The organism is Trichlorobacter thiogenes (assembly GCF_900167465.1).
In the GTDB taxonomy this organism is placed as follows: Bacteria; Desulfobacterota; Desulfuromonadia; order Geobacterales; family Pseudopelobacteraceae; genus Trichlorobacter; species Trichlorobacter thiogenes.
Genome location: NZ_FUWR01000001.1, coordinates 192,760 through 206,421 on the forward strand (window position 1 = coordinate 192,760; position 13,662 = coordinate 206,421).

At 53.5% G+C, this 13,662-nt stretch carries 15 protein-coding genes; 10 read left to right on the forward strand and 5 right to left on the reverse strand.

The genetic code is table 11. The features are described 5' to 3' along the window. Window positions 1–44 precede the first annotated feature (44 nt). On the forward strand, window positions 45–389 hold the full coding sequence (locus B5D39_RS00865) for a nitrous oxide-stimulated promoter family protein (RefSeq protein ID WP_078788491.1): 345 nt from the start codon (window positions 45–47) through the stop codon (window positions 387–389). A gap of 14 nt (window positions 390–403) precedes the next feature. Here the strand turns inward: B5D39_RS00865 and B5D39_RS00870 are convergent, their stop codons facing one another. Together B5D39_RS00870 and B5D39_RS00875 are read right to left on the reverse strand one after the other, a co-directional pair. Next, window positions 404–2,617, reverse strand: a complete 2,214-nt coding sequence (locus B5D39_RS00870; RefSeq protein ID WP_078788492.1) for a putative bifunctional diguanylate cyclase/phosphodiesterase — start codon at window positions 2,615–2,617, stop codon at window positions 404–406. Continuing rightward, entirely contained in the window at window positions 2,618–3,355 is a 738-nt protein-coding gene (locus B5D39_RS00875) for a substrate-binding domain-containing protein (RefSeq protein WP_161947398.1), read from the reverse strand. A gap of 175 nt (window positions 3,356–3,530) precedes the next feature. Between B5D39_RS00875 and pdxA the strand changes: the two genes are divergently transcribed. Together pdxA and sfsA are read left to right on the forward strand one after the other, a co-directional pair. Next, window positions 3,531–4,541, forward strand: a complete 1,011-nt coding sequence (pdxA, locus tag B5D39_RS00880) for a 4-hydroxythreonine-4-phosphate dehydrogenase PdxA (protein ID WP_078788494.1) — start codon at window positions 3,531–3,533, stop codon at window positions 4,539–4,541. Next, a complete protein-coding gene (gene sfsA, locus B5D39_RS00885; protein ID WP_078788495.1) occupies window positions 4,538–5,236 on the forward strand; it encodes a DNA/RNA nuclease SfsA in 699 nt (232 codons plus the stop codon). The genes pdxA and sfsA overlap by 4 nt, the downstream gene beginning before the upstream one ends. Here sfsA and B5D39_RS00890 read toward each other — a convergent pair. Further along, entirely contained in the window at window positions 5,233–5,523 is a 291-nt protein-coding gene (locus B5D39_RS00890; protein ID WP_078788496.1) for a Dabb family protein, read from the reverse strand. The genes sfsA and B5D39_RS00890 overlap by 4 nt on opposite strands. A gap of 285 nt (window positions 5,524–5,808) precedes the next feature. Here B5D39_RS00890 and B5D39_RS00895 point away from each other — a divergent pair, with 285 nt between their 5' ends. From B5D39_RS00895 to B5D39_RS00925, 7 genes are all read left to right on the forward strand, one after another. After that, the gene (locus B5D39_RS00895; RefSeq protein ID WP_078788497.1) at window positions 5,809–6,510 is read left to right on the forward strand and encodes a cytidylate kinase-like family protein; all 702 of its coding nucleotides are present in this window, start codon (window positions 5,809–5,811) and stop codon (window positions 6,508–6,510) included. A 124-nt stretch (window positions 6,511–6,634) separates the two neighbouring features. Then, complete coding sequence (locus tag B5D39_RS00900; protein ID WP_078788498.1) at window positions 6,635–7,549, forward strand: transglycosylase domain-containing protein; 915 nt, start codon at window positions 6,635–6,637, stop codon at window positions 7,547–7,549. Between the two features lie 2 nt (window positions 7,550–7,551). Continuing rightward, window positions 7,552–8,730, forward strand: a complete 1,179-nt coding sequence (locus B5D39_RS00905) for a phospholipase D-like domain-containing protein (protein WP_078788499.1) — start codon at window positions 7,552–7,554, stop codon at window positions 8,728–8,730. 5 nt (window positions 8,731–8,735) lie between these two features. Then, window positions 8,736–9,491: a TatD family hydrolase gene (locus B5D39_RS00910; protein WP_078788500.1), complete on the forward strand. Its 756-nt coding sequence runs from the start codon at window positions 8,736–8,738 to the stop codon at window positions 9,489–9,491. Window positions 9,492–9,547: 56 nt separating this feature from the next. Next, on the forward strand, window positions 9,548–9,889 hold the full coding sequence (locus B5D39_RS00915) for a cytochrome C (RefSeq protein ID WP_078788502.1): 342 nt from the start codon (window positions 9,548–9,550) through the stop codon (window positions 9,887–9,889). 99 nt (window positions 9,890–9,988) lie between these two features. Continuing rightward, window positions 9,989–10,213: a hypothetical protein gene (locus B5D39_RS00920; RefSeq protein ID WP_078788504.1), complete on the forward strand. Its 225-nt coding sequence runs from the start codon at window positions 9,989–9,991 to the stop codon at window positions 10,211–10,213. 72 nt (window positions 10,214–10,285) lie between these two features. Further along, window positions 10,286–10,621 carry a hydrogenase maturation nickel metallochaperone HypA/HybF gene (locus B5D39_RS00925; protein ID WP_078788506.1) on the forward strand — a complete coding sequence of 112 codons (336 nt, stop codon included), beginning with the start codon at window positions 10,286–10,288 and terminating at the stop codon, window positions 10,619–10,621. A 98-nt stretch (window positions 10,622–10,719) separates the two neighbouring features. Here the strand turns inward: B5D39_RS00925 and B5D39_RS00930 are convergent, their stop codons facing one another. Continuing rightward, window positions 10,720–12,570, reverse strand: coding sequence for a phosphoenolpyruvate carboxykinase (GTP) (locus B5D39_RS00930; RefSeq protein WP_078788507.1), 1,851 nt, complete (start codon window positions 12,568–12,570; stop codon window positions 10,720–10,722). A gap of 124 nt (window positions 12,571–12,694) precedes the next feature. Continuing rightward, the gene (locus B5D39_RS00935) at window positions 12,695–13,525 is read right to left on the reverse strand and encodes an MBL fold metallo-hydrolase (RefSeq protein ID WP_078788508.1); all 831 of its coding nucleotides are present in this window, start codon (window positions 13,523–13,525) and stop codon (window positions 12,695–12,697) included. Between the last annotated feature and the right edge of the window lie 137 nt (window positions 13,526–13,662).

The following is a 13,662-nucleotide window of genomic DNA, read 5'->3' on the forward strand; positions in this document are numbered from 1 at the left end:
CGTTGTCATGCCACTACCGCCAAAATCCAGGCAGGATAGGATTCATGCAAAACGAACCGACTGCGCAACAGCTCAAAGATATCAAGATCATCGCCAAGTTCACCGAAGTCTGGTGTGTAGGGCAGCAGCATAGCGGCCAGCAGCCGGTAGCCGCCTACCCTGAGCTGCAGCCGCTGACACTCTGCCCTGATTGCGCGGCATTTTTGGACTATGCGGTGAAAAAGCGCCTCAACTGCCCGCTTGAAGCAGAAAAACCGACCTGCCGACGCTGCCGGATTCATTGCTATGCCCCGCAACAACGGGCCTTGGTCAAGCAGATCATGGCCTGGTCTGGCCGGAAAATGATTATGCGGGGTCGGCTGGATTACCTGTGGCACTATTTCTTTTGACGTCCCTGGCTAGCTCAGGATGACATAGACAACGCGCTGTGCCATTTTTCTGTGACAAAGCCTGGAATCAACAGTTTTCCGCACTGGTCAGCAGGCAGCGGGCGTGCATAATAGTAGCCCTGCATCTCATGACATCCCCTGGCAAGCAGGAATTCAACATGCTCTTGGGTCTCAACCCCTTCGGCAATCACCTGCATCCGCATGTTGTTTGCAAGTGAAATGACCGTCTCAACAATAGCTGCATCGTCATTATTGGTCGTGGCTTCATTCACAAAAGAACGGTCAATTTTAATCCGGTCAATCGGAAAGAGCTTCAGGTAGCTGAGTGAAGAATAACCGGTACCAAAATCATCCAGAGCCAGCCATACCCCCAGTTTTTTCAACTCTAGTAGTTTCTGCTTTGCGTCATCAGGGCGGTGCATGATAGCACTTTCGGTCAACTCAAGCTCAATATAGTCTGGCGATAAATCATTCTTCTGTAGTGCATCCTGCACCAGCTGCACCAATCCTGGTTCCTCAAATTGAACCGCCGAGAGATTAATGGCCAGTCGGGGCGTTGCCAGACCCTCATGTTGCCATTGGCGTAGCTGTCTGCAGGCCGTATGAAAGACCCATTCGCCGATTGGAATGATCAGACCGTTTTTTTCTGCAATAGTTATAATCTGCAATGGTGACAGATACGGGGTGCCATCGGAATTATTCCAGCGCAGCAATGCCTCCAGGCCGATAACCGTTCCTGTGCGGGCATCTAATTGGGGTTGGTAAACCAATGAAAGGAGATTATCAGCCACGGCATGCCGTAAGGCGGTTTCTATCTCCAGGCGTTCTACGGCCCGTTCCTGCAACTGCTTTGCATAATAGTGATAGCGATTGCGCCCCTGTTCTTTTGCCGCGTACATAGCCATATCAGCATTTTTAAGCAGTGTACTCGCATCCTCAGCATCGTCAGGATAGATTGAAATCCCAAGGCTGCCGTTTATGAATAGCTCTCTGCCAGAAATCCAGAACGGCTCATCCAGACAGCTGAGGATAGTGGTGGCAACCAGGGAGGCATTCATTTCATCGTGCAGCCCCATGGTTATGATCACAAACTCATCTCCACCGGTACGCGCAATGGTGTCTGATTGTCGAATACCACTTTCAAGGCGCTCGGCAACAGCCTGCAATAGCAGATCCCCAACAGCATGCCCCAGGCTGTCGTTCACTGCCTTAAAATGGTCGAGATCCAGAAAAAAGACTGCGATTTTACACTTATGGCGCCCACAGGCAAGCATCGCCTGCTTAAGACGATCATTAAGCAGGGCACGATTAGGAAGGCCCGTTAAAAAATCAAACGAGGCCAGTTGCTGCACCTGACGTTCTGCAGCACGATGCTCGGTAACATCAGAAAAGATGATAGCAAGACGTCCTTTTCCTGCTGGAGTAACCGAAATCTCCACAACCTTGTCCAGGCCAGGCAGTTCTTTCTCAACAGAGACCGTTACTTCATTTTGCAGCACCTGTTGAAAGAGCCCCATCAACTCTTGATGCAGTTCGCCAAACACCTGGACTGATTGCAACCCCACCAGACTTGGAAAACAGCTAAAAAACAGATGATTACATGCAGGATTAACCTCTACAACAGTTGCATCCGCAAGATCATCTCCAAACTCCATTAAAAGCACCGCTTCATGTATGCCAAGAAAGAGATTGCGATACTTTTGTTCGCTTTCAGCAAGAGAACGCTGAGCTGCAGCTACTGCCCGTGTAGGGAGCACCTGAATGGCACGAAACACAAACACGGCAATACCGGCGCACCCCAGAAACACAAAAAAGACCTTGAAAATAATTGGGCGTAATGACTGAACAATCTCAATCCTTGCCACCGGAACACCTGCATCATGTATCAGAAAGACACCTTTAATGCTTGGCCCTTGCGGTAGGTCGCCCTTTTCAGCGATCACCTGTCCCTCTAAATCCGTAATCCTGCGCAACTGGGCTTTGCCCATACCGGGACGACGCTCAAGTAGCTCATCAAGCCTGATTTTCTGAAATTTCCAGTCATCAGGAGCTGCAATGACTAAATCAGCAACATGCTCTGCCTCAAGCTCTGCAATTGCTGTCAATACCCCCTGCTGATAGCGGCTTGCCAGCCCGAAATACCCAATCGGTGGTAGAACGGCAGCCAAAAGCGCAGCAGTGCCTGCCAAAAACATGATTACCTTTTTAAGGTGGCGCCGGGCTTCCATCTAACGTTGCTCCACAGACAGGCAATGTAAGGCCTTAAAGAGTGAGGCTCCCTTGGCTGAACGTGCAAAATTGATAAAATTTTGTGCTGTAGCACTGACAGGAGTCCTCGCAACCAGATAATAGTCACGCACAAGCGGGTAGCGTCCCTGTACAAGCGCCTGAAGAGTCGGCTCAACACCGTTAAAACTGACTAACTGGACCTTTGCCTGCTCAGCAGTTACCATGGCCAGGCTAGTCAGGCCAAAGGCACCCGGTGTCTTTTGTATCACTTTGAGGTTATCCTGATCCGTAACTGCCATGATCATGCCAGGGCGAGCCTTGGCCAACGTTAAAGCCTGATCAATTGCTGGCGAAATACCACGCAGCATCTTTGTGGTGGTCTCTGCTTCTGGACGTAGCACCACCCTGACCCGCCCCCCATCTGGCCAGGTTTGAGAGACATTGCCATACAGTTGCACAAGATCACCGGCGTTAATGTTAGAAATTGACGTAGCTGGATTAACGGCAAACACGAGAGGAGTTCGACAGAGCTGAATACTTTCAACTCCTTTTTCCTCTGGCTTGACAGGACGGGCAGTTATGGCAAGATCAAGTGCACCTGCCTGCAGCGCCTTGATACCACCGGTGCTCCCCAGACTGGGAACAATTTGAACATTAAGGTTTTTGTGTTGCTTGGCATATAGATTACCAAGTTGGCGTACCAGTTCCAGTCCACTACCGGTACCCCCGAATTTCATTTTTTCATTTGCATGGACAGGAAGTGCAACAAGAAGCATCAAAATAAAAATTAGTCTCGCCAACATTTCCTCCTTTATTGTGCGTAAACAGGATTTAGTTATACAAAAACAGTTGCTTGTTGGCAATCATATAGAACGTAACAGTTGTATTACATTGTGTACGGAGTACGACTCAATGAATAGTAATAGACCTCTTATCGCCATAACCATGGGAGACCCGTGCGGGGTCGGACCTGAAATCATTGTTGCGGCCCTGACCAATCCGGCTATCCGTGCCGCCTGCAGGCCGCTGGTGCTGGGTGACCGACGGGCCATGCAGCGGGCGCTGACCGTTTGCAACAGCGAGCTAGAACTGGTCACGGTTGCTTCTCCTTCCGAGGCAGCCGACCTGTCGGATAATGTGATTCCCCTGCTGGAACTATCCAACCTTGCTGATGCTGATATTAGCTACGGCAGACCTTCAGAGCTGGCTGGCGATGCGGTTTACCGCTATATCCGCCACGCAGCCGAGCTGTGCCTGACCGGTGAGGTGGCAGCCATGGCAACCGCACCGATCTGCAAGGAAGCGATGCACCGGGCTGGTCACCACTACCCGGGTCATACTGAGCTGCTGGCTGAGCTGTGCCGCTGCGACCAGTTTGTGATGATGCTGGCAGGCGATATCCTGCGGGTGGCGTTGGTGACCATCCATGAGGCGATTGCCAATGTCCCTGGCCTGATCAGCACTGAACAGGTACTCAAGACCATCCGGGTGACGGCCACGGGTGTTGCCCCGCTCTGCGGCTGCCGTTCACCACGGATTGCGGTACTGGCACTGAATCCCCACTGCGGTGAAGGCGGCATGTTTGGCACTGAAGAGCAAGAATCCATCATCCCGGCTATTACGGCAGCAAAGGCCGAGGGGATGGATGTCAGCGGCCCGTTCTCCGCTGACACCTTCTTTCATTTTGCCGTGCAGGAACCTGCCCCCTATGATGCGGTGGTGGCCATGTACCATGATCAGGGGCTGATCCCGCTCAAGATGCGGCACTTTGATGACGGCATCAACATCACCCTGGGTCTGCCGATCATCCGGACCTCGGTTGATCACGGCACCGCCTACAACCTGGCTGGCACTGCTACCGCTTCGGCAACCAGCATGAAGGCATCCATCAGAATTGCTGCAAAATTGGCAGCTGGCCGATGAAACTACCAGAGCTGATCCCCGGCAGACTGATCAAACGCTACAAACGTTTTCTGGCTGATATTGAGCTTGAGGACGGTTCCGTAGTCACCGCCCACTGCCCCAACTCCGGCAGCATGCTGGGCTGCAACCGGCCTGGCAGCCTGGTGCTGCTCTCCCTGAGCCCGAACCCCAACCGCAAGCTGGCCTACACCTGGGAACTGCTGCAGGTTGATGGTTTCTGGGTGGGGTTGAACACCATGCTGCCCAACCGGCTGGCTGAAGAGGCGATTCTGGACGGGACCATTGTTGAGTTGCAGGGTTATCCAAACCTGCGACGGGAAGTTGCCTATGGCAGTGAGCGCAGCCGGATCGATATCCTGCTGGAAGGGGATGGCAGGCGATGCTACGTTGAGGTCAAGAATGTGACCCTGGTGGAAGACGGGCTGGCGCTCTTTCCTGATGCAGTTACCACACGGGGGCAGAAACATCTGCGTGAGCTGATGGAGATGGTTAGAAACGGTGATCGCGGGGTACTGCTGTTTACCGTACAGCGGGGTGATGGCAACGCTGTTGCTCCGGCTGACCGGATAGATCCTGAATATGGCAGGCTATTGCGTGAGGCGGTTGCAAACGGTGTAGAGGCGCTGGCCTACCGAGCCGAGGTCAGGCCGGAGCAGATCCGGCTGACCGAACGGCTGGCAGTAGTACTGGATTAGCCTTCAAAATCCACAGCCACAATTGAGCTGCAGTTTGCCTTCATGAACGGCACCACCTCACCGGCATGGTAGGGGTGGACCTGATAGGTCTGCAGATCAGCCAAAGAATCAAACTTGGTAATCAGGGCCACGTCATAGGAGCGCTCAGAGCGAATCACGTCAATTCCCGCCTCAAGATGACGCAGTTCCGCAATCTTCCCTTCCATAGACAGCAGTTTATCCCGCACTGCAGCGATCTTCTCCGGGGTCTGCTCGGCCAGTTTAAAAAAGACGATATGGGTTACCATGGGTATTCCTCCTTAGCATTCATTTGAGCCTCTTTCAAAATGTCACGAGGAAGGTCGGATACAAGGCGCACGGCGCGCAGCGACTGAGACATAACACCCAGTTAGGCGAAGAAGCGAGCACCGCGCAACGCAGTAGACGGCCTCCGCAGTAGTTTTGCAAGAGGCTCATGTTCTGTTCAGATACCCCGAGTAAGCTGTTTCTGTCAACCAGTCCCCTTGAGAGTTGTAAAATTGGTGGTACAGTTACCTTTGTATATCCGTCGAACTCATCCAGGAGGTGCTGCCATGTCTGAATCCAAACTCATTCCATCCATCGACAACCGTTTGGGGGCCTTGCTTGAGGTAGCACGACGGCAAAATGCCCTCCGTCCCGAGGAAGAGCAGCAGAAACCAACCATCACCATTTCACGGGAGTTCGGTTGTGAGGCCTACCCCATGGCTGAACTGCTGCGCCAGCAGCTTGAAAAGCGGACCAAAGAGTCCTGGACCTTAATGGACAAGGCGTTGCTGGATGAGGTTGCCAAACACCACAGCCTTTCTGATCAGGTCTTGCAAAACATTGGCGATAAAAACCGCTTTCTTGATGATTTCCTCTCCACCTTTTCCAACCGCTGGAAAAGCGATAAAGACTACTACCGGCTGCTGTCACGTCAGATTATCGCCCTGGCAGAACAGGGCAACGTGATCCTGGTGGGGCGGGGCGCACCAATTGTTACCCGCAACATGAAGAACTGCTTTCATTTCAGGATCTATGCCTCAGAGAAGTTCAAGATTACCTCCATAGCCAAGCGGCTGGGACTTGATGAAGGGGAGGCCCGGACACTGGTGGAGCGTCGCCAGAAAGAACGGGATCGCTTTATCCGTGATTTTCTGGATCGCGACCCCTATGACCTGAGTGTCTACCACCTGGCATTTAACAATGATCGTAATGATGCTGCAAAGATGGCCCTGACGATTATGGAGTACCTGCTGCAACCGCAGGTATAGCGGTCTGTTCAGAACAAGGGTGAAGAGGTCGGTTCTGCCGGCCTTTTTACTTGGCGGTTTCCGTGCCCCCTGTTTTCATGCTATACACTGCTTAAAATTGTATCAGCGTCGATTGGAGGGTCCTGTGAAGAAGTTCCTGCTGGGAATCGGCATTATCATCATACTGTATCTTGGCTATGTGGTTATCTCATTGGCACTGTTGCCTCCAGTGAAAAGCCTTGCCGACAAGAAACTGAACCTGAACATCGACGTACGCGACTGGCAGGGCAACGAGCACCCCTTTCTGCTGGGGCCGAAAAACCGGCGTTGGACCCCCTCCAACCGGATACCGCCTGAAATGAAATGGGCGGTGATCCTGGCTGAAGACAGCAATTTCTATAAGCATGACGGGATTGACGTTAAGGCGATCAAAGAAGCGATCAAGTATGACCTGGAAAAGCAGAGCATGGCCCGTGGCGCCTCCACCATCACCCAGCAGGTGGCGAAAAACGTATTTCTATCCCGCGAAAAGACCATTACCCGCAAGCTGAAAGAGGTCTATCTGGCCTGGCGGATGGAGCAGGAGCTGACCAAGGGACGCATCCTTGAGCTGTATCTGAACGTGGTTGAACTGGGACCGATGGTGTACGGTATCGGCCATGGTTCCCAATACTACTTTGGCAAACCGGCCTCAGCCATGACCCCGCGTGAATGCGCCTTTCTGGCAGCCATGCTGCCCGGCCCCCGCGTGGCCTACAACCCCTACCGCAATCTGGGCAAAGTCTTAAGCCGTTCCAACATGATCCTGCGCAAGCTGCGCAGCAAAGGGGTGATCAGCTCTGATGAGCTTCAGGCTGCACTGGGAACAGCCCCCAACATTGCCGGCCTGCAACGCAAGGTGGATACCGCAATCCAACAGGAAGCGGTCATGAAGCCGATCTCCTCGGCGGTTGTACCTGCTGCGCCACAGGAACCAGCTGATTCTGAACCAGTCAGCCCAAAACCGGAACCAGCACCCCAAGAGCAACCAACAGCCCCTGCAGCTGAAGGAAAGCCCTGACCATGTCGCCCCGTCGTCATCAGGAACGGTTTCCGCGCCTGATACGGCATCTGCGCCACCATGGCACGGCTTTGCTGCCGATGCCGGTAGGGGCGGGACAGGTAACGCTGCTGCCGGATGGTCCCCACTTCTTTGAGGCGCTGTTCAACGATCTGAAAAACGCCCAACAGCTGATCTGCCTGGAATATTACCGCATCCGGGCCGACGTGACCGGACAACGTTTTGCCGATCTGCTGATTGAGGCTGCCGTGCGGGGGGTCAAGGTCTTTCTGATCTATGACGCCATCGGCTGCCATGTTACGCCGGACAGTTACTTCCAGCGTCTGCAGACCGCAGGGGTCTCCTGCCTGGCGTTTAATCCTCTCTCCCTCAGCCGAATCCACTGGTTTGATCGTCGTAATCATCGCAAGCTGGCACTGATTGATAACCGGGTGGCCTACCTGGGCGGCCTGAATATCAGCGATGCCTATGCCGGACTGACCGATGAACAGCTCCGGTTCCGTGATGTCGGCTTCAGTCTTGGTGGCGCTGCCCTGGCAGCCCTGCAGGAGCTGTTTGCTGACACCTGGCAGATGGAACGGGGCGAGCGCCCTGCGCTGCCGCTCCCTGCTCTGTCCAGCGCCACTCCCGATGACACTGAGGTAACCCTGATCAACGGTGGTCCTCACCAGCGGCGATCAGCCATCCGCACCGCCTTTCGGGTTTCCATGGCCTCATCCTCGGATGAACTTCTAATTGCCAACCCGTATTTTATTCCCGGTCCACGGATTCTGCGCTCCCTGCTGCGGGCCGCCAAACGCGGGGTGCAGGTCAGACTGCTTCTGCCTGCCCGCAACGACGTGCCGGTGGTGCGGGTCCTCAGCCGCAGCTATTATGAAGTATTGCTCAAGGCTGGCATTGAGATCTATGAACTGGAGCGGCAACTGCTGCATGCCAAGCTGATGCTCATCGACGGAGAACAGACCGTGATCGGCTCCGCCAATCTTGATCAACGCAGCTTCCACCGCAACTTTGAGATTAACGTTATTGTGCGCAGCCAGCCCTTTGGCGCCCAGGTTCGCAACCTGTTTGAACAGGATTTTACCGGTTCCCGACGTATCACCCTTGATGGACATTCCCGCCGAGGAGTTGGCGTGCGTCTGCTTGAACTGCTGCTCAGGCCGATCAGCTGGTTTCTCTGATAACCATGCTGATTGATACCCACTGCCACCTTGATCTACCCCCGTTGATCGACCAGCTTGATCAGCTGCTGGCTGAGGCCCGTGCTGTTGAAATCAGTAAATGGATTGTACCGGCAGTACATCCTGATGGTTGGCAGCAGATTTCTGAGCTGTCAGTTCAGCATCCTGCCCTGCGGCCAGCGTACGGTATTCATCCCCTGCATGCCGCTACCGCCACCACTGAGCAGTTGCAGCAGCTAAGAGTCCTGGCGCCAACAGCTGTTGCCATCGGGGAGATCGGTATGGATGCCAGCTATGGTAATCTTGATAAACAGGAAGCGCTGTTTCGTGAGCAACTGAGAATTGCGCGGCTACACCAACTGCCGGTACTGATCCATTGCCGCAAGGCGATTGGACGCACCCTGACAATCCTGCGCGAAGAGCAGGCCGATCAGATCGGTGGTATCATGCATGCCTTTTCCGGCTCACTGGAATCAGCACATGAGTTCATCAAGCTTGGCTTTGTCATCTCACTCAGCGCGGCCCTGACGCGAAGTACTGCTGTACGCCCGGCCCTGCTTGCAGGTCAACTACCGCTTAATCAGCTGGTACTTGAAACCGATGCACCTGATCTACCACCCTCTGGTCATCAGGGATGTTTTAACCGGCCAGCCTGGTTACACGAAACAGCTTGCAAACTGGCAGCGATTAAGGGAACAATCATCACGGAGATAGCCCGACAGACAACCGCTACAGCGCAACGGGTAATTCCCAAACTCTGAAACGGGCCTTGTTCAGCAGACCGCTGCGTGCTACAGTGCCGTAAAGGAGATCAGCTATGAAACAGTTTCTGCCTGCTATCTTTCTCTTGATTCTGGCCCTGCCGGGCTGCAGCATGTTCACGGCCTGGAAGAGCATTCCTCCACCGGGCGGCTGCGACCAATGCCACTCAACAGAACTGTCTGCCAACTGGAGAGTCGCCTACCAAGCCGCAACAGTAGCTGATGAGCGCGGCCAGCTGGCCTTCCAGACCCCGCAGCACAACACCCCGATCAGAAAAAACCAGCCATCTTCTGCACTGGATCTGCGCAAGTCGGAAGATTCACGCTGTTTTGATTGCCACAGCGCGCCAACACCTGCCCATAAAGAGCGTAAAGGCAAGTTCCACCACGGGCAATAAAAAAAATATTGACATTATTATCGCGCTGAGTATAGTTTCCCTTTGTTGCTTACACTGCCCTGTCGTTACAGGGTTAAATAACCCAAGAGGTGAAATCACATGAAAAAAATGCTCTCCCTGTCCCTGGTACTGGCTCTGGCTCTCGGCGTTGCCGCTGGCTGCAAGAAAAAAGAAGAAGCAGCTGCTCCTGCTGCTCCTGCTGCAGAAGCTCCTAAGGCTCCTGAAGCTCAGAAGCCTATGTCTTCTGTAAAAGCTGCTCCTGCTGCTGCCGCTCCTGCTGCTGCTCCTGCTGCTGCTCCTGCAAAAGAAGAGAAGAAGCACTAATTCTCATTTTTTGTTCATTAAGGCCTGTCAGGGTAACCTGGCAGGCCTTTTTTTGTTTCAGGAGCATGAGTTATGCATGAAATGTCCCTTACCCAGGGAATCGTTGATATCTGCCTGCAGCACAGTGGCGGCCAGCGGATCACCACTGTTGTCATCGAAATCGGGACACTGTCCGGTGTTGTACCTGAAGCGGTTGAGTTTTGTTTCTCTGCCTGCAGCAGCGACACCCTGGCAGAATCAGCACGGCTTGAAATACGTCGTTTAGAGGCGCAGGGACGCTGCCTGGATTGCTCCACTCTGCAGCCGGTTGAACGCCTTTACGACCCCTGCCGACACTGCGGCAGCTATGCCCTGGAGATACTTAGCGGCGAGGAGATGCGGGTGGTGGAAATAGAAGTTGATGACTAAAAAGGGCTGACCCGTTACCGGACCAGCCCTTTTGCTTATTGCATCTTAAGCTCTCGAATTTCAGATCAACAAAGCTAGCGCCTTGAGCTGGAATTCGATTACTCATTCCAGCCTTCAGGATGGACCTCACCAATCTGCTCCCAATGCTCTGGTGAACGCCAGAGTGAGGAGAGAATCAGCTCACGCATATGCAGGAACTCCTTGGGAAGCCGGTCATACATCTTGATGAACAGCTCATCATGGGAGACCAGCTCATTCTGCCAGACATCACGATCAACGGACATCAGGTCGTTGAACTTCTCGCGGGACATGTCAGTACCTTCCCACTCCATATCCTCGTAGCGGGGCATCCAGCCCAGCGGTGATTCAACTGCACCGGTCTTGCCCTGTACCCGCTCAACAATCCACTTCAGCACCCGCATGTTATCGCCATAGCCTGGCCAGATAAACTTGCCGTCGGCATCCTTACGGAACCAGTTAACACTGAAGATCCGTGGCGGACGGGCAATGCTGCGACCAAACTGCAGCCAGTGAGCAAAGTAATCAGCCATATGGTAGCCACAGAACGGCAGCATGGCAAACGGGTCACGACGGACGTTGCCGGTGGCGCCAACTGCAGCGGCAGTGGTTTCAGATCCAAGGGTTGAGGCCAGGTAGACACCAAAGTTCCAGTTAAAGGCCTGATAGACCAACGGAACGGTATCTTTACGACGACCGCCAAAGATAAAGGCGCTCATCGGCACACCTTTAGGGTTTTCCCAATCTGCATCAATACTTGGACACTGGGAAGCCGGTGCGGTAAAGCGTGAGTTAGGGTGTGCAGCAGGACGGCCACAGCCTGGGTTCCAGGGGTTACCCTGCCAGTCGGTCAGCTTTGCTGGTGGCTCATCGGTCATCCCTTCCCACCAGACATCGCCATCTTCAGTCAGTGCCACGTTAGTAAAGATGGAATTCTTCTCGCAGGAGATCATTGCGTTGGGGTTGGTCTTGTAGTTGGTTCCTGGAGCAACACCAAAATAACCGAACTCAGGGTTAATGGCATAGACCTGGCCATCATTACCTGGCTTGATCCAGGCGATATCATCGCCGATGGTGGTTACCTTCCAGCCCTTGTCCTGGAACGGCTTGGGCGGGATCAGCATGGCAAAGTTGGTCTTGCCGCAGGCACTGGGGAAGGCAGCTCCCACATAGGATTTTTCGCCGGTGGGGGACTCAACACCCAGGATCAGCATATGCTCAGCCAACCAGCCTTCATCCTTACCCTGCTTGGAGGCGATCCGCAGGGCCAGACATTTCTTGCCCAGCAGGGCGTTGCCGCCGTAGCCTGAACCGAAGGACCAGATCGCACGCTCTTCAGGAAAATGAACGATGTATTTTTCCTTGTTGCAGGGCCAGGATACATCCTTTTGGCCTGGCTCAAGGGGCATACCAACTGAGTGCAGACAGGGTACAAACTCACCATTGCCCAGCACATCCAGTACCTGCTTACCCATACGGGTCATGATCTTCATATTGACCACAACATAGGGGGAGTCGGTAATCTCAACCCCGATCTTGGCGATGTTGGAACCAAGTGGGCCCATGCTGAACGGGATCACGTACATGGTACGTCCCTTCATGCAACCTTTGAACAGACCCTTCAGGGTTTCCTTCATCTCTTTGGGGGCAACCCAGTTATTGGTAGGACCAGCATCCTGCTTGGAGAGGGAACAGATAAAGGTACGATCTTCAACGCGGGCTACATCGATTGGATCTGAAAAGGCCAGATAACAGTTGGGACGTTTCTCTGGATTAAGCTTTTTAAAGGTGCCACTTGCCACCATCTGAGTACAAAGCCGGTCATATTCTTCCTGCGAACCATCACACCAGTGAATCTCGGCTGGCTCACACATTGCCGCTACTTCATATACCCATGCCTTCAGCTGCTCGTTCTTTACCTCATAACTCATGTCTGCTGCCTCCCCTTCAGGAAATAGAAATTGACCTGTGTCACAAGCATCAAAATTTTAATGACACTTATGTAACATAAGAGAGGCTAAAACAAAAGGGGCTAACAAAAGTTTAGAGGGTTTTTTAGATATCCAGCGAATAACCGACCTGTGCAGATTGAAACGCAGCCGGGAACTCCTGCTTCAGACGAGCCGCAGCTGCAAAGCCGGTACAGTGACTTACCGCTAACTTCCTGATCTGCCACTGTTTCAGCAGGGTAATAGTCTGGTCAAGCTGCTGAGCGGTACAAAATCCCAGATGGGTGCCACCAATAACGGCATGGATATCACGGCGGCCGGTCTTGGCTGCAATATGCTCAAGGGTATTGATCAACCCGGCATGACAGCAACCCAGCAACACCACCAGACCCTTATCAGTGGTAATCACCAGTGACTGGTCATCGTCAAACGGATCACGGCTACAGCCACAGGTATCGGTAAACAGGCCGCTGTCGCCGGTTTCAAAGTCTGTCGTCCGCGCCACCTGCCCGGTCATGCAGATACTGGGTAGAATTTCCCGAAACTGGTCAGACAGATCAAATTGAGCCCCCTGGCCTTCAAGATATTCTTTAGGATAGGGCATACCCAAGGAAAGGGATTCTCCAGTGTCTTTATGGCGGTAACGGGGTGTAAAGATGGCCGGATGACCAAAGACCTGCTTGGGGCCGCAGGTACGCAAGAGTGGCAGCAGACCACCGGAGTGGTCATAATGGCCATGGGACAACGCCACCTGCTGCAGCCCATGCAGGTTCTTGTTCATCCGCTGGGCATTGTGCAGCAGGGTAAAGCCCTGGCCGGTGTCCCAAAGCAGCGCACCGTCATTCCATTCGATCAGGGCGCTGAAGCCATGTTCACCCAGGGTACCGGAGATCGGCCCGACAGAATTTTCACAGAGAATGGTGATACGATATGACATATACCCCCCGCTTGAAATCTTCAGACAACACCTTTAACGCAGAGCAAGCAGAGAGTGCGGGGGCGCAGAGAAAACCGAACACATCTGAAAGCAATCAAAAATCCACTGGTGTTCTCTGTGTCTCTGCTCCCCTGCAT